Source organism: Oceanivirga salmonicida (assembly GCF_001517915.1).
GTDB lineage: Bacteria > Fusobacteriota > Fusobacteriia > Fusobacteriales > Leptotrichiaceae > Oceanivirga > Oceanivirga salmonicida.
Window position 1 is genome coordinate 1 of record NZ_LOQI01000028.1, and the last position, 19,177, is coordinate 19,177.

Sequence of the window (19,177 nt, forward strand, 5' to 3'; positions counted from 1 at the left end):
AAAAATATGATATTTATGCTCCTATTATAATTTATTGTTTATTCATAAACTATTTCTTTTTGTTATAATCGTATCACTTGAAATTTATTTTGTCAATATAAGTTATAGAGTAAATGAAAAGTAAAAATTATTCACTTAACCTTATAGTTAAAAACTCAAATCCCCTTATTTCTATTTCTTGATTTATATCTAATTCTTTTATTATATTTTCTAGACCATCACATAAATAAATTTTCTTATATTTTTTATCTAAATTCAATTTAAATCTAGTAAAACTATTATGTGCTTCATATAATCTAATTATTATATCTTTACTATCATACGCTTTTTTTATAGTTTCTATGATAATATTTTTCTTATCACAAGATATAAAAGAATATTCTTCTTTTTCTAATTTACCTTTATATGCTATTATCTCATTATTTATATTATATGATTGCTCTATAACATCACTATTTATTAAGTCTCCCTTATGCATATATAGTGAATAAGTAATATAATGAGTTTCTCTATCTGCCATTTCATTAGGTTCATTTCCTGATTTTATAAGTGATAAACCTACATTAGAACCGTTTACTGCATGCCCATATTTACAATCATTCATAATAGCAACTCCATAATGACCTTCTGATAAATCTACATACTTATGTGCTGCTGATTCAAACCTAGCTCTGTCCCAACTAGTATTCTTGTGTGTTGCTCTTTTTATATGACCAAATTGTATATCAAAACTAGCAGTATTTGCATGTATATTTAATGGGAAATGTACTTTTAGTAAATGTTGACTATCATCCCATTCTATTTTTGTTCTGAAATCTATACGCTTAATATCATTATATAAATAAATATCTTGATATATCTTAGATCTACTTATACTTCTTTCTATTCTTAATTTCATATATACTGATCCATTTTCAACTACTTCTACCTTTGTTACATTATTTACTTCATAGAATTTTTCAGTATAGTATTCATCTATATCCCAGTTATCATGCCACATAGGTTTATCTTCATACATTATTAGTTGATTGGCTAATTCATTGCGTTTTATAAGTTCTCTTTTTTCATCTTTATCAAATATAGAAACTATATTGTAATTTTCATCAAATTCTAATGTATATAAATTAGTTTCAAATTTTCTATTTTCTATTTTTATATTACTATTTGATATTTCACTTTCTATAAACTCATAATATTTATACCCTTTTGGAAGTAAATTTTTAATATATGCCATACCATTTTGTACTAAATTATCTCCTAAATACCCTGATTTATTTCCTATTAAATTACTAATATCAACATAATCATTTCTAACATGTGATAAAGTGTTTATTAAAGTTACTCCTTTATTATCTGTATTCATAGATTTTAAAGTTCTATTTTGTATTTTATTTAATTTTTCTTTTATTTCTTTATATTGAATTTTTGTTAAATCATATACTTCTTTTATGCTAGAACCTGGTAATATATCATGAAATTGATTTATTAAAACTGTTTCCCAAATTTCATCTAATTCTTTTTGTGGGTATTCTAAATTAGATAAACTGGCTAAAAATTCTAAATTCATTAAATTAATTTCAGTTTTTCTATTTGCTCTTTTATTTCTACCCATAGAAGTTAAAGTCCCTCTATGATATTCAAAATATAGTTCTCCTACCCACTTTTCTAATCTTTTATTTCCTATAACTTTTTTTTCTAAATCTTCAAAAAAATCAATTGCAAATCTTTGCTTAACTTGTGGTATTCCCTTTATTCCTTTTTCCATTCTCTTAGATACTTCTAGCATTTCACGAGTTGGACCCCCGCCACCATCTCCATATCCATAAGAAATTAATATATCATTATTTATATTTTTATTTTGATATCTATTCCAAGCACCCATAATGGCATCTGGATGTAGCATACCATTATATGTAGTAAAAAAACTCTTTCTATTTTGTTTTAATTCAGTAGTAGTTATTAAATATGTAAGGATACTAGTTCCATCTATACCTTCCCACATAAAAGTATCATTTGGTATTTTATTATATTGATTCCATGCAAGTTTAGTGGTCATAAAATATTTAATATTACATTTATTCATTATTTGTGGTAAATTCCCAGAATACCCAAAAGCATCTGGTAACCATAATATCTTGCCATTATCTAAACCAAATTCATCTTTAAAAAATTTCTTTCCATAATACATTTGTCTTATTAAAGATTCTCCTGATGGTAAATTAGTATCTGCTTCTACAAAAAATCCACCTTCTGGTTCCCATCTTTTTTCTCTAATTAATTTTTTTACATTTTCATATATTTCTGGGTATCTTAATTTTAAAAACTTATAAAGTGCTGGTTGACTAGACATAAACTTATAATTATCATATTCACTCATTAACTTCGTTACAGTTGAAAAACTTCTTGATACCTTTTGTTTAGTTTGCTCAACAGTCCATCTCCATGCAACATCTATATGTGTATGTCCTATTGAACTTGCAATTATTTCATTATTACCTGCCATATCAGTATAAATATTTTTTTCTATATACTCTATTGCCTTATCTAATGAAGCATAAAATTCTTTTGATAAAGGATTTCTCATATCTAATAAATTTATTGTTTCATTAATATGTTTTCCTAAATTTATTCTTTCTAAACTATCTTCTTTTAACCATTCAAATGATAATAAAGGAACTTGAATATCGTAATATAATTTTTGAATTTTTTCATCTAATAGAAAAAAGTTTGTTTCTAATTTTAAATCTGTATGAAAATATCCAGTATGTGCTTGTAAATCTATTCTTATTTCTTTTGGTTCTGTATTAGTATATAGTAAAGTTTGCTTATGTTTAGTATCTAAACCTTGTATAATTTTACCATCAACAAATAATAAAAACTGTGGATTTTGGCAACCCCCACCTTCTATTTTAGTATCTACTTCTAGCCATAAAGTTTTCCCATAATATTTTTCAGGTATATTTATTTTTGTTTTAAACCAATAATTAGTGTCTTTACCTGTAAAAAACATTTTTTTGGTATTAAATTTTTCAAATTTAGCACCTTCACCATCAGCATTTTCAGGTCTTAAATAGTATCCTTTCTTATATTCCCAATCAGTTATTTCAATTTTTTCTTGTATCATTAATTTTTTTAAATCTCTTAATATAACTTCAGCTCTTTGATCTAAAAATTTCACTTTTTCTCCATTTCCTAATAAGTAAGTGTATGCCAAAAATGACATACACTTATATATTTTAATTATTTAGTTTTCTTAAATTCATCTATTTGTTTTTGTGCTTCTTCTTTTATTTTTTGAAGTCCAACTTTATTCATTTCTTCTAACATTTGTGCTATTTTAGCTTTTGGTTCATGAACTCCTGTTAATAATTCTGCTTTATATTTATTATATACACCTAATACAGCAAATATTTCATCTTGTACTGGTTCAACATTAAATGTAAATCCTAATAATACAGAAGGTTTTGCTTCTTCATTTAATTTTTCAACTTCTTTCCATTGATTTTCTTCAACGTCATTAGTTATAGTCATATTAAAGAATGTTCCTTGTGCATAAGCTGCCATTGGCCATCCTTTAAATTTAGCATCATTTCTACTTATTCTTTGTTCACCAAATGCTTCAACATATTCAAAGTTTACTCCTTCTTCACCATATGCAAACATATCTCTTAATTTAGTATCAGTATTTATTAATTGTAAGAACGCTAATGCTTTTTCAGGACTAGTTGAACTAGAAGATATACTATTTAATGATCCTTGTATAGTTCCATTTGATACTATTGTTGGTCCATATTGTGCTAATAAAACTTCAGCCCCTATTTGTGGTCCCCATACTGTTTTTGCTGCTAATGGCCAACCTTGTGCTATAAAGAATGGTGCATATTTAGGTCTTTCAGTAGTTGTTGCAGCATCAGGATTTATAATTCCTTCTTTGTACCATTTATGTAAATATTCTAAATCTTTTAATATATCTGCTTGTTCAAAAACATTTACAACTTTCATTTCTTTATCATCTATGTGAACAGCTAAACCATCAAATGCTAAACCAAATTTATCGTAATTATTAAATATTTGAGTTGCTCCTTCTCTATCTAAAATATATGAAGGTTTTCCTGTTTCTTTTTTTATATTTCCTAATAAATTATCTAAATCAGGTAATGTTTTAAGTTCATCTAATTTAACATTAAATTTATCAACATATTTTTTATCTATTACAAAATATTGAGTTATTGAAGAATCTTTATATGTTGGTACTGCATAAATTTTACCATTTATTCTAACACCGTCCCAATATTTATCAGGTATTAAATCTTTTAATGCCTTAAATTCAGGCTTATTTAATAAATCATCTAGTGATATGAATAATCCTGTACTTACATCATTGTAATATACATTGTTATTACCAAATAAAACATCAAAAGGTTCATTTGAAGTAGATATTATACTTCTTCTGCTACCCCAATCTCCCCAAGATATAGTTTCAACTTCTAATTTAGCACCAATTTTAGGTTCTACATATTCATTTACTTTTTGAATCCATGTATCATAATTTTCTGGTTTTCCATTACCTATATTAATAACTTTTAATGTAGGTATTTCTTCAGCAACTTTTTCTTCTTTACTACCACATGATACAAATACTAATCCCATTGTCATAGCTAATGCTATTTTTTTAAAAAATTTTTTCATAATTTTTCCTCCTATTTATAATTATTCTTTAATTGCTCCCACTGTTAATCCTGTTATAAAGTATTTTTGGAAGAATGGATAAGCTAATGCTATTGGTACTATAATCATAACTGCTATTGCCATTCTCATTGACTCTGTCGGTAAATTTCTTATGTACTCTTGTAATGTTAAACCAATACTAGGATTTTGTGCTAAATATTCTATATTTTTTTGTATATTATTAAGTACTGCTTGAAGTGGTAATTTACTACTATCACTTATATACAATGCTGCTTGAAACCAATCATTCCAATACCCAAAACTTAAAAATAATGCCAAGGTTGCTATTAATGGTTTTGCTAATGGTAAAACTATTTTTGTGAAAATTTGAAGTTGAGTTGCACCATCTATTTTAGCCGATTCTATTAAACTACTATGTATATTAGTTGAAAAATATGATCTTGCTAATATTACATTAAATGAATTTACACATATAGGTAAAATCAATGCCCAATAAGAATTTTTTAATCCCAATAAATGAGTATTTACTACAAATGATGCCACTAGTCCACCATTAAATATCATAGGTATAAATATTACATAAGTAAATAAACTTTTAAGTCTAAAATTAGGTCTAGATAATGAATAACCTAGTGTTGTTGCAAATAATACACCTAATATAGTACCAACAGTTGTTATACCAACAGAAACCCCTAATGCCTTTAATATAGTTGCTTTTTCATGCCATAAAAATATATATGCGTCAAAAGATATTTTTGATGGTATAAACCTAAACCCATTTTCATATAATGTTGCTTCACTTGTTAATGATATTGCTATAATAAGTAAGAAAGGAACTACACATACTATAGCAAAAATCATAAAAAATACTTCTAATAATGCATTAGCCACTGGACTTATTGCATTTAATCTTACTTTTGTTTTTTTCATATTCCCCCCTAAATAATAGCACTTTCTTTATCTACTTTTTTAACGATATAATTTGCCGTTAATATAGTTATACAACAAGCAATAGATTGTAATAATGCAACTGCAGTTATAGTTCCTATTGGAGAACCGCCTTTTAATGCATTAAATACATAAGTATCTAATGTTGCTGCTACATTAAATAATGAACCTGGTACTCCCCTTGTTGATTGATAAAATAATCCAAAGTCTGAATAAAATATACCACCAACACTTAATATAAACATTATAATTATTACTCTTTTTAATCCTGGTAAAGTTATATACTTAACTTGTTGCCATTTACTAGCTCCATCAACAACCGCTGCTTCGTATAAAGTTGGATCTATCCCTGCAATAGTTGCCAAATATACTATCATTCCATAACCAGTAGCTTTCCAATTCCGTATAAATACTAATAAATATGGCCAATAATCACTTTGGGTGTACCAACTTACTCTTTCTTTTCCAAAATAAACTAATATATTATTTATCACTCCCTTATCTGTACTTAGAAAAGCGTATATAAAATAACTTACTATTACCCAAGACATAAAATATGGGAAAAACATTAAAGTTTGATATAGTTTAGATCTAAATGTACTATATAGTTCTTTTATAAGTATTGCTAATGTTACTGGTATAACTATACCCATAATTATAAATATAATATTATACACTATGGTATTTCTTAATAATATATATATGTCATTAGTCTTTAAAATGAATTTAAAATTATTCAAACCTACCCATTCACTATTAAGTAAGCTATAAAAAAAGCCTTTTCTAGGAAATATTCTATATCTTTTAAAAGCCATTATTATACCCATAATAGGTAAATAACAAAATAAGATAAACCATGTTATTGTTGGTATAGATAATAAAGTTAATTCTATATTTTCCATACCAAATTTTCTTTTTTTCTTATTTTCCAAAAAAATCACACCCTTTGCTTTCTAATTCTTTCAAACCCTAAATATTTTAGCACTGCTTCGCAGTATAAAGAATTGGACCAAGAGAACCAATCTCTAGTGTATTCATAATGATTATCTTTATTAAAACCTTCATGCATTAAAAATTTATCAGCATCAGTTTTTTCTATTATATCTAAAATTTCTTTTTGTTTAACTTTATCTTTTTCAGTCATAGATTGAATAGATAATGCTATATGCCAAATATAGTTTTTAGGAGTATGCGGACTTCCTATACCCTTAGCATTGGTTCCTTCATAATAATAAGGATTTTTACTACTTAATACAAATTTTCTAGTATTTTCATATATAATATCATCATTTTTTACACATTCTAAATAAGGTAAACTAAGTAATGATGGAACATTAGCATCATCCATACATAAACTATTTCCTAAACCATCAACTTCATAAGCATAGATTTTACCAAAATCACTATCTTCAAATATTGCATATTTTTCTATGCCTTCTTTAACTTCATTTTTTAATTTTTCCATTTTTTCTATTAAAATAACTTTATCAGAAAAATTTTGCTTCATTATTTTTATAAGTTTTCCTAATACCTTAACTAAGTAAAAATTAGATGGAATTAAATATTGATATGTACAAGCATCATCACTAGGTCTAAACCCGCTCCAAGACATACCTGTATATGCTACATTTGACCCTTTTCCATTATTAGCTAATGTATCATAGTATACATATGGATTAGGTCTTTCAAAATGATATGTTGATTTTTCTAAATGATGTTGTTCAACTATCAACATATTTATTATTTTATTTAATAATTCAAAAAATTTATTATCAAATATTTCTAAATCTCCTGTTTTTTCATAGTACATATATATTGTATCTAATGGATAACATATAGAATCTAGTTCATATTTTCGTTCCCAAATATGATCATTCCACTCTGTTATATCATTTCTATCCCATGATTTTCCATTATTAGTCATATTAAAAGCATTAGCATATAAATCTTTATCTAAACAATATAATTGTCTTTTTATCACTTTTTTAATAATATCATCTGCTTCTTTTATATCTAGATAAAATAAAGGCTTTATTTGTCCACTAGAATCCCTTAACCACATAGCAGGAATATCTCCTGTTATTACAAAATAATCATCTCTATCTGTTGATATAAGTGTTCTACTCAATGTATTTTCCATACAATTTTTGAATATTTTTTTAGTTTTATCAGATATTTCATCACTATCTCTTATTAAGTCATATAACTTTTCACTAATTTGCATCATTATCACCCAATTCAAATGTTCTAATTTCATAAGCATTAATATTTTTAACATTATTTTCATCTATTGATATAATTTCATTTTCTAATATATTAAGTTCATTTATAGAATTTATTTTTATATTATTTGCATTTTTTGAATAATTACAAAGCCTTATAATTCCTGTTTTATTTTCATTTCTATTTAATGCCATTAACATATTATTCCCTAATTCAATATCTAATTTTTTATTAGCTTCTATATTTCCTTTATTATTAGGATATATTTGTATGCATTGCACTTGTTTTCTATATTCTAATATTCTATGATAAGATTTAATTTCATCTCCTTTATATAAGTCTATGTATAAATCTAAATCAATTTCACCTTGTTCTTGTGAATCTTCTGTCGGGAAATATCCCCAGTCTCCTATCTCTCCTGTGTATCTTCCTATACTTAAAGCAAGTGTATTGTCATCTTTTAAAACTTCATATTCTGCTATCCCATTAGTACCTATAGTTAATCCCATATTTTCATCTCTTAAATTAACAAATCTATTTAAATTTTGTGAATTATCTGGATTTAACCATTCTTTACTTGGCATTATTGGTCTTTTAACTACTTCATAAATACTTTCAGGGTAAACATAATCTGTTTTAATATCATTAGCAAATAATATTCTTAGCCTATGATCTTTTGCTATATTATTAAATTTAATATTTAATTTAACTACTTTATCATATGTATTTAATTCTAATGTCTTAATAATTTTAAATTCAACTAAATCATCTGCTCTTTTAACATTTCTTATTGTAACTTCTTGCATTTGCTCTTTAATTTTTTCAAAATCATTTTCTGCTGATACTGGTATTTTTATTGTGTCATAAATTTCTATAATAGCCTTATCTTTTGTAATACTTTTTATATTATATTTAATATTTTGATTTTCATTTGAATATATAGATTTAGCATTTGCTCTTTTATATATATACTCATTTCCAACATCACCATTATCTTCTATTACACCTAAATTTAAAAGTTCAATCTTATCTTTTTTATTATATAAATTAAAAGTTCCATCATTATTTACACTTAATTTTATATACTCATTTTCTAAATAATCTTTACCTATTTTTATATTTGAGACTTTTTCTAATTCATCAAATAAAAACTTTAAATTAAATACCTTTCTACTAAATGCTTCCATAGGTATTACTGCATTAAATTTTAGTTTTTGTGTCCAGTATGGTACTCTAAAACTATCATCAGGTATTTTGTAATCAAATAAGACCTTAGCCTGCTTTAAATTTGTTCTATAAACTTCTTTATCTCCATCATAAATTATTACAGATTTTGGTATATTTTCATTTTTCAATAATTCATACGCTTTTTGATAATGCATATCTTTAAATTTAATAGTTTTATAATCTATTTCTGCTTCTATTTCTTTTATTGTTGAATATTGATTTATATTATGCACTGACAACATATATTCATAATCTAAATTAGTTGTATTTACATTTTTAGAAAAATCATACAAGGCTCTATTAACCAAATGATTAGATAATTCTATTACTTCCTTAAATCTTTCTAACATACCTTTGTGTATGCTATCTATACCTGTTCCACATATACTATCATGCGGATGATTTGATATTAATGTCTTATATGCGTAATGTATAGCATCATAGGGGTATTGTTTTTTATCATATATTGAATAAAGCAATGGCTCTACCACTTCTTCTAATAAAAATTCTGCCTTTTTATTTTGTTTTTTTAGTATAACTCTATTAGATGATGTTCCTTGTAAAGTATACCAACCATCTGTTTTTTGAGATCTTAACTCTCCGTTTATATTATTAAGATTTAATTTTTTATCAAATACTTCTTTTTTCACTGCCTTATAATAATCAAATAAATTTGAATGTATAAATTCATAATCATCATAAAGTTCATTTGCAGTATCAATAGCATCTAATATATTCATTTGCAAAGGTTGATGATCACAACCATTCATCATAAGTAAATGTGATGTACTTGCATATTTTTCAACATCTTTTATCTTTTGATCCCAATATGTTTTAGCAATATTTTTGTCTACTGGAATTTCTATTGCATTACAATACCAATTTGCGAAAAGTATACCTAAAACTTTATCACTATTTTTTGAACTCCAATACATTTCAGAATTTTTAGAAGTAAAATCTTCTACAACAATATTATCAAAACCAGTTGCCTTAACACCCCTACCAAAATATGCTATATCTATTCCTGCTCTTTTTAATATTTGTGGCATTTGACCTACATTTCCAAAAGTATCTGGGAAATAGCCTATAAACATATGCTCTTTTATATCTACTCCCTTTAAATATCTCTTAGCTTCTTTAATTCCTACTTGTAAATTCCTTAGATTAGATTCTGCACTTATTAAAAAGGAATCTTGCAATACATACCAAGGCCCTATTTTCAATTTTCCGCTAGATATTAAACCAATAAGTTTTTCTCTATTTTCTGGTTTAATTTTTAAATAATCTTCAAGTGGTATTACTTGTCCATCTAAATGAAAACTATTAAATCTACTATCTTTAGATAATTCTAAAATATTATCAATTAAATCAACTAAATACATTTGATGCTCTATTAAAGGCAAATACCATTCTCTATCTAGATGAGAATGAGATATTATGTGTACAGTTTTTTTCATTTTTACCTCACAAACTAACATTTTCTTCTGTATCTATATCAAATATATGACATTTTGTTGTATCAAATTTAAAGTTATGTTTTCCTGTTTGTCTTAAATCTGCTAAGCCTTCTACATTCATTCTACTTGTCCATTGCACATTTCCTAATGTGAAGTATATATATTCTTCATTTCCCATTTGTTCTACTACTGATATATCTCCTACTACACTCTCAGGTGTTGCCTCATCTACTGCCTCTATTGCTTCTGGTCTTATCCCAAAGATTACTTTCTTACCTACATATGTCTTTACCTTATCTGCTTTTTCTTTGGCTATCTCTATGAATGTATCACCTATCTTAACATATACTTTATTATCTTTTTCTACTAAGTCTGCTTCTATTAAGTTCATTGTAGGTGAACCTATAAATCCTGCCACAAACTTATTTGCTGGTTTATGATATAGATTTAGTGGTGTATCTACTTGCATTATCTTACCTAGTTTTAATACTGTTATTCTATCTCCCATTGTCATTGCTTCTACTTGGTCATGAGTTACATATATCATTGTATTTTTTAATTCTTTATGTAATTGTGTTATTCTTACTCTCATTGATACCCTTAGTTTTGCATCTAAGTTAGATAATGGTTCGTCAAATAAGAATACTTTTGGTTTTCTTACTATTGCTCTACCTAAGGCTACCCTTTGTCTTTGACCACCAGACATTTCCTTTGGTTTTCTATCTAATAGTTCTGTTATTTCTAATTTCTCTGCTGCTTCTCTTACTCTTCTATCTATTTCATCTTTTGGTGTCTTTCTTAATTTTAGTCCAAATGCCATATTTTCATATACTGTCATATGTGGATATAGGGCATAACTTTGGAATACCATTGCTATTTCTCTATCTTTTGGTGGGACATCATTTACTAGTTTATCTCCTATGTAAACTTCTCCTCCCGTTATTTCCTCTAATCCTGCTATCATTCTTAAAGTTGTTGATTTTGCACAGCCACTTGGTCCTACAAATACCATAAATTCTCCATCTTTTATTTCTAAATCTATTCCATGTACCGCTTTAAAGCCATTTGGATATTGTTTTTCAACTCCTTTTAATGTTACATTTGCCATTTTGCCTCCTAAATTATTATCTAAATTTTTTCTCTAATTTTTTAATTAATAAAAATCTTTAAAAACCATTATTCTTACTTAATTCATTAAACCATAATCCTGATTTTTTTATACTTCTTTTATTTGTTTTTAAATCTAAACTTATTAAACCATATCTATTTTTATATGAATTTAACCAAGACCAACAGTCTATACTTGTCCACACTAAATACCCTAAACAATTAGAACCTTCTTTTATCCCCTTATATAAAAATTCTAGATGCTCTTTAAAAAATTCTATTCTATAATCATCTTCTATAATTCCATTTTTTAAAAATCTTTCTTCATTTTCAACACCCATACCGTTTTCTGCTACGAACCAAGGTATATTCCCATAATTTTCTTTAATATTTTTTGAAATATCATATATACCTTTTGGGTATATTTCCCAACCCCTGTATGGATTCATTCTCCTAGCGGGCATTTCATAATGATCATAATAGTATGTTGGCATAAATGGTGCTTCATCATTAGGTTTATTTTTTTTAGCACAAACTCTTAAAGGCTGGTAATAGTTTATTCCCAATATATTAACTGTATTATTTCTTATTATATCTAACTCTTCCCTAGTATATTCAGGCATTAAATCATGTTTTTTTATTATCTCTATTAATTCATCTGGGTAAAAACCTTTAACACTCGGGTCTAAAAATGATTTACTGGCAAATAATTCTGCTATTCTAGCAGCCTTTAAATCATATTTATTATTAGATCTAGGGTATGCTGGTGTTAGATTTAATATTATTCCAATTTTCCCATCTGTAACTATATTTTTAAATTCTTTTATTGCTTTCGCAGATGCCAAAGCTATATTATATGCAACTTTAACGGCTTTTTTAGAATCCACTTCTAGTGGATAATGATATTGTAATAAATACCCACATTCAACTGATACTATAGGTTCATTAAAAGTAAACCAAGTTTTAACTATATCTCCAAATAATTTAAAACAAGTTTTTGCGTACTGACTATATGCTTCTACTACAACTTTACTTTCAAATCCATTATATTTTTCTTGTAAAGTTAAAGGTATATCAAAATGTGATAAATTTACAAAAGGCTCTATACCATTATTTTTTAATTCATTAAAATACTCTCTGTAAAATTTAACTGCTTTATCATTAATTTCACCTATACCATTGGGTATTAATCTAGCCCAAGATATAGAAGTTCTAAATGCATTATGTCCTGTTTTTTTTAATAATTGAATATCTTCTTTAAAATATTTATACATACTTGTAGTTTTATCAGGACCTATATTATTATAGAACTTATATGGTTCTATCTCATAAAATTTATCCCATGTCGTTAAACCTTTATTATCATTTTCAAATCTTCCTTCACTTTGTTCTGCACTTATAGAACTTCCCCAATAAAAATTTTTTGGAAATTTAATCATTATTTTCTCCTATTCTATTTTCTCTTATTACAAATGGTATCCATATAATTATTGATAAAATAACATTAAATATTGCAACTAAAGCAGCTTTAATTGATCCCCCTGTTGCAAAATATGCATATACTCCTGGTGGCAAAACCCAAGGAACTTGTATATAGGTAGGAGGAATTATTCCTATAACTGTTACTATATATGCTATTATGGCTGATATAGTTGGTGCTAGTATAAATGGTATTAAATAATTCATATTTAATACTAATGGTATTCCAAAGATTATAGGTTCATTTATATTAAAAATTCCCATGGGCGCTGCCATTTTTGCTATATCTTTATTTGATTTTTTTCTTGAAAATAACATTATTGCTATTATTAATGCTATGGTAATACCAGAACCACCTGGTTGATAAGCATCAAACGATGACCTAGTCCATATATATGGTAGACTATCTACACTTCCACCATTTACAATATGTTCCATATTAGAAATTAATGCTGGCTGATAAACTGTATCTAATATTGGTGATATTAAGTTATGTCCATGAACTCCAAAAAACCAAAATATTTGTATTAAAATTGACATTAATGCAATAATTAACATGTTTTGTGAAAATTTCAATATAGGGCTTTGTATTAAACTGTAAAAAATATGTTTAATTGGTAATAAATATACTATAATTCCTAAAATATATATAGTTATAGACATTTTGATTATTAATGCAAATGTTCCTACTACTGCTGGTGGTATAAAACTAGGCATATTTACATTAAATTTTAATTTAGAAATTTCAGTATATAGTTCAACAGATATTATAGTTATTACTATTGCTAAAAATATATTTTTTGAACCTAAATCACTTATATTTATACTCATTTTTTCTTGTATTGATAATATAAATATAACTAATGATATAATTAATCCTTGTATATCTGATAATTTATAAGCCAATATTATAATAAATATAATTGATATAAATGATAAACATATAAAAGAAATAGCATTATTAAAATCTTTAATAAAATTAAATATTAAAAAATCTCTTAATAATAGTGCAATGGAACCTACTAATAATATTGGTGCTAATGCTATAAAAGTTTCCTTTACTGCATTTACATGTTTTTGATTAGAAATCTTAGTAAATATTGGTATTATAGTGTCTTTAAATGAATTCATAATATTAAATTTTCTCCTTATATTTTATCTCTATTTTCAACAATATATTTTTCTATCATTTTAAACTGTTTCTTTCTTTTTCTTTTAAATAAATATGAATAAAATAAACCTACTAAATAGTAATTAGATTTTTTTATTACTGAATCAGTAATATATGTTTCTTCATATATAACTTTAACCTTATTTTCATCTAATTTATCTATACTATAATCAACTATGGTTTCACCTAAATTAGTTATATATTTTAAAGAATATCTTTTATTTTCATCTAATTTTAATATTTCTAATAATGCAGTATTTTTACTATTAATATTTTTTTTGACTTTCAGTCCTTCTTTAAGTTCTTTATTTACATTTATTTCACTTTTTAAATTATTTATTAAAAAATTATATATTTCCTTATCTGAAACATTTAATATATATTCTAATTTCATTTTTTATTTCCTTTTATAACTAATATCAATCCTATAATTATAAAACTTAAACCCATAATTAAGTTTAATAATATATTATCAATAGGGTAAGAAATTATAAATATAGTTCCTATTGCTATTAAAAATATTGACCATGATTTCATATTAACTCCTTCAAATTAAGGACTACACCTATAAAATTTATGCAGTCCTTTAATTTGTTATTGTTCTTTAATTCTATTTGCTATTATTACAAATGGTGTCCATATTATAAATGCTATAAAGACATTAAATAATGAAACTAACATTGCTACAAATGAACCACCTGTTGCAAAGAAAGCATATAAACCTGGAGGTAATACCCACGGAACTTGAACATATACTGGCGGTACTAAACCTAAAACCGTTGCAGTATAACCTATTATTGCTGCTATTACTGGTATTATAGTAAATGGTATTAAATATAATGGATTTAGTACTATAGGCATACCAAATATCATAGGTTCATTTATATTAAACATTCCCATAGGAGCTCCTAATTTAGCAACTGCTCTATGATCTTCTCTTTTTGAAAATATTAATATTGATATTATTAAGGCTATTGTTATTCCTGAACCACCCATTTGAAGATAAGCATCAAATGAACCCCTAGTCCACAAATAAGGTAAAGTTTCAACTGTTCCACCTTTTGCTATATGTTCTACATTAGCAAGTAATGCTGGTTGATATATACCGTCCAATATTGGAGCTAATACATTGTGTCCATGTAATCCAAAGAACCAGAAAAATTGTATTAAAAATGCCAATATTAATACTGAAAATAATCCTTGTGATAATCCTAATAATGGTTTTTGAATATATAATGATATAATATCATTTAATGTTTGTCCTGTTGTAGTTACTACTACATAAGATAATATTGCTGAAATATATATAGCTACCACTCCTGGAATTATAGAACTAAATGCTTTATTAACAGCAGGTGGAACTGAGTCAGGCAAACTTATAGTTATTTTGTTAACCATTAATTTAGAATAAATTATTGTAGAAAATGCCCCTATTATCATTGCAGGGAATAATCCACTTGCTCCTAAATAATTTACATTAATATAACCCCAAGATGAAACTTCATGCATAGTTCCATTTATATCTGCCATGAATGTAGCACTTTGTGGTAAAAATAGTATAAATGAAGCAAAAGCTACCAAAGCCCCTGCAATAGGGTTTACTTTATAAGAATTTGCTAAATTATACCCAAGTGATATAACAAATACTAATGATAATATAGCAATTGAACCAAACCATACTATACCATTAATATTTATTAAAGGACTCATAACTTCTGCAATTTTGGGAAAACCATAATTTTTTGGTAAATCTCTAAAAAATACATTTAATAATACTGCAATAGAACCAACCATAGTTATAGGTAATATTGCTATAAAGCTATCTCTTATTGCTACTAAATGTCTTTGCTGTGAGAGTTTAGCAGCAACAGGTATAAAGTTAGCTTCAAGCCAATTCATAAAATTTTTCATTATTATTTCTCCTTTTATATTTATTTAACTTTTTCTAATGCAAAATTTAATACTTTTTCCCCATTCATAGTTCCATAATCTAACATGTTTATTACTTCTACTGGAATACTACCAAAAAGTTCTTTAATACTACCTTCTAAATATTTTACTTGTGGTCCTAATAAAACAATATCAGTGCTTCCAACATAATCTTTTGCATTTGCTTCTGGTACTGCTTTTATATCAACTTCTATATCATTTTTATTTGCAGAAGTTTTCATTTTTTCAACTAGAAAACTTGTTGACATACCCGCTGTACATACTAATAAAATATTAACCATTTTCTCCCCCTATTCTTTTATATAATTCTATAAATTCTTTTGCATTATCTTTTGTAATTAAAGCCATACTCAAATGATCCTGTGCATGAACCATGAGTAAGTTTAAATTTATTTTTTCTTCCCCCGATGTTTCTTTTACTATTAAATTCGTTTGTCCTTCATGTGCTTCAAAATAATATTTTTCTGCTTCTCTCATACTTTCTTCTGCTTTTTTAAACTCCCCTTTTTTAGCAAAATTTATAGCTTCCATGGAACAAGACCTAGACATACCAGAATTTGCAATTATTTCCATAGCATACTCACTTAATTCTTCATAATTCATGTGTTTTTTCTCCTTTTTTATAAAATTCCTCTAATATACTTACAAAATAATCATAATTAGGATTTTTTATTATATTTTGTATTAATTCTTTTTCATCTATTAATTTAGTTATTGTCTTATATATCATTTCATTTTCATTATTTTTATTATCAAGTAACATAAATAAGACTAAATTTACCTTATTATCTAACCAAGTAACTGCATGTTTTAGTATACACACCCCTATCAAATTTATATTAGGAATTACTTCTACTGAATGTGGTATAGCAATTTGTTTACTTATTTCAGTCATACCTAATTTTTCTCTTTTTAAAAGTAACTGTTCTATATTATCAGGTATGTACTTAATTTTTTTTAATTTATTTGACATTATATTTATTACTTTTTCTTTAGTAATTTTACTATCTATATATGTAAATAAATCTCTTGGCATTAAATTTTTTATATAGCTTTTATCGTCCATTAATATATTCTTTATTTTCATTATTTCATCATCTTTTAAGAAATAGTTTATTTTATATATTGGTTTATCTAATTTAAATTCTATATCTACCAAAGAAAATATGACATCAATAGTATCTAAATTTATATCTAGCAATTCATTAACTCCACAAGAACTAATTAAATTAGAATATTCAGAAAATAAATTACTGTACGTATATATTAAAAACTTAGAAACTCCACGACCACTAGGACAAACAATCAAAATATTTTTCTTTTTACTTTCTTGTTTTTTAAACCCTATACTCATATGTAATATAACTGAAATATAACCTATTTCATGTTCAGTTAACTTTTTATTATATCTATCTTCTAATATTTTACTAATATAAAATGAAATATTATATTCTAAGGGCATATTAATTTTTATTTCATCTAATAATGGATTAGTTATTCTTATATCAAATCTTAGTCTAATTGTTAATGCTAATAAATGAGTATATAAATTTTTATAAAGTTCTTCATCATCATATAAATCTATTTTAAATGTTAATTTAATATAGTATAAGATTTCATTTATTAATTCATTTATTTCTTTTATATTCTCCGTATTCTGATATTTTAACGTTTCAGTAGTTAAAAATCTTATAGTTATATAATCTAAATCATTATCATCTAATTTTACATTTCCAAATACCTTTTGCATGCATTCAACTATAAGTTTTCTTTTATCTAAAAATAAATTATTTTTATCTATATCTATTTTAGAAATTTTTCTATTTTCTTTTGTTCTTTTTAAAGTTATAAACATTGCTGATATTAAATTTTGAAAAGAAATATCAGAAATTTTAATCATATTTTCTTTTAAAAACGAATATATTTGTTTTGTTTTTTCATTTATTTCAAAATCAACTAAATCTTTATATGCAGTATTTTCATTTAATTTTTTCTCTAATATATCTACTAACAAATTTCTAATGTCTAATTCACTACCAACTATTTTTATACCATAATATGGTTTTCTTTCTATTTTTAAGTTATATTTTCTGACCTTTATATCAATTTTTTTAATATCTAATGATATAGTCTTAGTACTTATATAAAGTTCTTTACTAATATCTTCTAACTTAACATACTTACTAGTATTAACTAATTTTTCCAAGATATAATCACAACGCTCATCAGTATTATTAGGTAATTTATTAGTTTTTAAATTATCAAAAATTTCAGTTTCTTTTAACAAATTCCCTTCTAATTTATACCCGCACCCCTCCTTAGAAACTATATCTATATTTTTAGAATTTAAAATATCTTTAAGTTCTTTTATCAATTTTCTACAAGTTCTATCAGATATATTAATATGATTAGAAAGTTCTTTAGCAGTATGATAATTTTTATCTATCATTAACTTATATATTTTAATCAAATTTTCATACATATTTTTGTCCTTTCTTTTATTTATAGTATATTTTACCCCAATTTAACGTTTTTTCAATTACAATATTTTCAGTATCAATACGGAAATGTATTTCTGTTCATATTTTAAAAACCATTATTTAAGAAATTCAATCCTAAATAATGGTTTGTTTAAATTTTATCAAAACAGTCTTAAATTTATATTAAATAAAAACTTTTTAAGTTCTTTATGTGTGAAAAATACATCTACTGTAACCTTATCAAATTTTTCTTTAAATCCTACACCTATTACTGGGTATACCTTATTTGGGTAATCATACTTTACACCTAATTCTGAATATAGCATCTTATAAGTTAACTTTGCTTTTGTCTCTAAACTAAAATCTCTTTTAGCTATATGACTATTTAGTATAAATTTACTATTCTTATAACTATATTCTAAATTCCCATCATAGGCTATACTATG

Annotated in this window: 16 protein-coding genes; all 16 read right to left on the bottom strand. The window is 25.2% G+C overall.

The annotated features are described in order from the left end of the window. Window positions 1-127: 127 nt before the first annotated feature. Window positions 128-3,178 (bottom strand): alpha-mannosidase, encoded by a 3,051-nt coding sequence (locus AWT72_RS04535; RefSeq protein ID WP_067141481.1) that lies wholly within the window; start codon window positions 3,176-3,178, stop codon window positions 128-130. A 62-nt stretch (window positions 3,179-3,240) separates the two neighbouring features. Beyond that, on the bottom strand, window positions 3,241-4,689 hold the full coding sequence (locus AWT72_RS04540) for an ABC transporter substrate-binding protein (RefSeq protein WP_067141484.1): 1,449 nt from the start codon (window positions 4,687-4,689) through the stop codon (window positions 3,241-3,243). 21 nt (window positions 4,690-4,710) lie between these two features. Next, the gene (locus AWT72_RS04545) at window positions 4,711-5,619 is read right to left on the bottom strand and encodes a carbohydrate ABC transporter permease (RefSeq protein WP_067141487.1); all 909 of its coding nucleotides are present in this window, start codon (window positions 5,617-5,619) and stop codon (window positions 4,711-4,713) included. A gap of 8 nt (window positions 5,620-5,627) precedes the next feature. Then, window positions 5,628-6,569 (bottom strand): ABC transporter permease, encoded by a 942-nt coding sequence (locus tag AWT72_RS04550; RefSeq protein ID WP_197407609.1) that lies wholly within the window; start codon window positions 6,567-6,569, stop codon window positions 5,628-5,630. Between the two features lie 5 nt (window positions 6,570-6,574). Continuing rightward, window positions 6,575-7,861 carry a glycoside hydrolase family 125 protein gene (locus AWT72_RS04555; RefSeq protein ID WP_197407610.1) on the bottom strand — a complete coding sequence of 429 codons (1,287 nt, stop codon included), beginning with the start codon at window positions 7,859-7,861 and terminating at the stop codon, window positions 6,575-6,577. After that, on the bottom strand, window positions 7,851-10,544 hold the full coding sequence (locus tag AWT72_RS04560) for a glycoside hydrolase family 38 N-terminal domain-containing protein (protein ID WP_197035233.1): 2,694 nt from the start codon (window positions 10,542-10,544) through the stop codon (window positions 7,851-7,853). The genes AWT72_RS04555 and AWT72_RS04560 overlap by 11 nt, the downstream gene beginning before the upstream one ends. 7 nt (window positions 10,545-10,551) lie before the next feature. Continuing rightward, complete coding sequence (locus AWT72_RS04565) at window positions 10,552-11,652, bottom strand: ABC transporter ATP-binding protein (RefSeq protein WP_067141493.1); 1,101 nt, start codon at window positions 11,650-11,652, stop codon at window positions 10,552-10,554. A 58-nt stretch (window positions 11,653-11,710) separates the two neighbouring features. Next, complete coding sequence (locus AWT72_RS04570; protein ID WP_067141496.1) at window positions 11,711-13,090, bottom strand: glycoside hydrolase family 1 protein; 1,380 nt, start codon at window positions 13,088-13,090, stop codon at window positions 11,711-11,713. Next, entirely contained in the window at window positions 13,083-14,261 is a 1,179-nt protein-coding gene (locus tag AWT72_RS04575) for a PTS sugar transporter subunit IIC (RefSeq protein WP_067141499.1), read from the bottom strand. The genes AWT72_RS04570 and AWT72_RS04575 overlap by 8 nt, the downstream gene beginning before the upstream one ends. A 17-nt stretch (window positions 14,262-14,278) precedes the next feature. After that, entirely contained in the window at window positions 14,279-14,695 is a 417-nt protein-coding gene (locus AWT72_RS04580; RefSeq protein ID WP_067141502.1) for a DUF3284 domain-containing protein, read from the bottom strand. Then, entirely contained in the window at window positions 14,692-14,838 is a 147-nt protein-coding gene (locus AWT72_RS09470) for a hypothetical protein (protein ID WP_156286624.1), read from the bottom strand. The genes AWT72_RS04580 and AWT72_RS09470 overlap by 4 nt, the downstream gene beginning before the upstream one ends. Before the next feature lie 57 nt (window positions 14,839-14,895). Continuing rightward, the gene (locus AWT72_RS04585) at window positions 14,896-16,212 is read right to left on the bottom strand and encodes a PTS sugar transporter subunit IIC (RefSeq protein ID WP_067141504.1); all 1,317 of its coding nucleotides are present in this window, start codon (window positions 16,210-16,212) and stop codon (window positions 14,896-14,898) included. 20 nt (window positions 16,213-16,232) lie between these two features. Continuing rightward, window positions 16,233-16,532 (bottom strand): PTS sugar transporter subunit IIB, encoded by a 300-nt coding sequence (locus tag AWT72_RS04590; protein WP_067141507.1) that lies wholly within the window; start codon window positions 16,530-16,532, stop codon window positions 16,233-16,235. Further along, complete coding sequence (locus AWT72_RS04595) at window positions 16,525-16,854, bottom strand: PTS sugar transporter subunit IIA (RefSeq protein ID WP_067141510.1); 330 nt, start codon at window positions 16,852-16,854, stop codon at window positions 16,525-16,527. Before AWT72_RS04595 ends, AWT72_RS04590 begins: the two co-directional genes overlap by 8 nt. Beyond that, complete coding sequence (locus AWT72_RS04600) at window positions 16,844-18,733, bottom strand: BglG family transcription antiterminator (protein ID WP_067141513.1); 1,890 nt, start codon at window positions 18,731-18,733, stop codon at window positions 16,844-16,846. Before AWT72_RS04600 ends, AWT72_RS04595 begins: the two co-directional genes overlap by 11 nt. Window positions 18,734-18,892: 159 nt before the next feature. Then, window positions 18,893-19,177: hypothetical protein (locus tag AWT72_RS09650; protein ID WP_197407611.1), on the bottom strand; the 285-nt coding region annotated here is incomplete at its 5' end.

Excerpts from the sequence above, each read along its gene's own strand:
- AWT72_RS04585 (WP_067141504.1), bottom strand. The coding sequence starts at position 16,212 with ATGAAAAATTTTATGAATTGGCTTGAAGCTAACTTTATACCTGTTGCT.
- AWT72_RS04600 (WP_067141513.1), bottom strand. The coding sequence starts at position 18,733 with ATGTATGAAAATTTGATTAAAATATATAAGTTAATGATAGATAAAAAT.
- AWT72_RS04590 (WP_067141507.1), bottom strand. The coding sequence starts at position 16,532 with ATGGTTAATATTTTATTAGTATGTACAGCGGGTATGTCAACAAGTTTT.
- AWT72_RS04540 (WP_067141484.1), bottom strand. The coding sequence starts at position 4,689 with ATGAAAAAATTTTTTAAAAAAATAGCATTAGCTATGACAATGGGATTA.
- AWT72_RS04580 (WP_067141502.1), bottom strand. The coding sequence starts at position 14,695 with ATGAAATTAGAATATATATTAAATGTTTCAGATAAGGAAATATATAAT.
- AWT72_RS04570 (WP_067141496.1), bottom strand. The coding sequence starts at position 13,090 with ATGATTAAATTTCCAAAAAATTTTTATTGGGGAAGTTCTATAAGTGCA.
- AWT72_RS04560 (WP_197035233.1), bottom strand. The coding sequence starts at position 10,544 with ATGAAAAAAACTGTACACATAATATCTCATTCTCATCTAGATAGAGAA.
- AWT72_RS04595 (WP_067141510.1), bottom strand. The coding sequence starts at position 16,854 with ATGAATTATGAAGAATTAAGTGAGTATGCTATGGAAATAATTGCAAAT.
- AWT72_RS04565 (WP_067141493.1), bottom strand. The coding sequence starts at position 11,652 with ATGGCAAATGTAACATTAAAAGGAGTTGAAAAACAATATCCAAATGGC.
- AWT72_RS09470 (WP_156286624.1), bottom strand. The coding sequence starts at position 14,838 with ATGAAATCATGGTCAATATTTTTAATAGCAATAGGAACTATATTTATA.
- AWT72_RS04575 (WP_067141499.1), bottom strand. The coding sequence starts at position 14,261 with ATGAATTCATTTAAAGACACTATAATACCAATATTTACTAAGATTTCT.
- AWT72_RS04555 (WP_197407610.1), bottom strand. The coding sequence starts at position 7,861 with ATGCAAATTAGTGAAAAGTTATATGACTTAATAAGAGATAGTGATGAA.
- AWT72_RS04545 (WP_067141487.1), bottom strand. The coding sequence starts at position 5,619 with ATGAAAAAAACAAAAGTAAGATTAAATGCAATAAGTCCAGTGGCTAAT.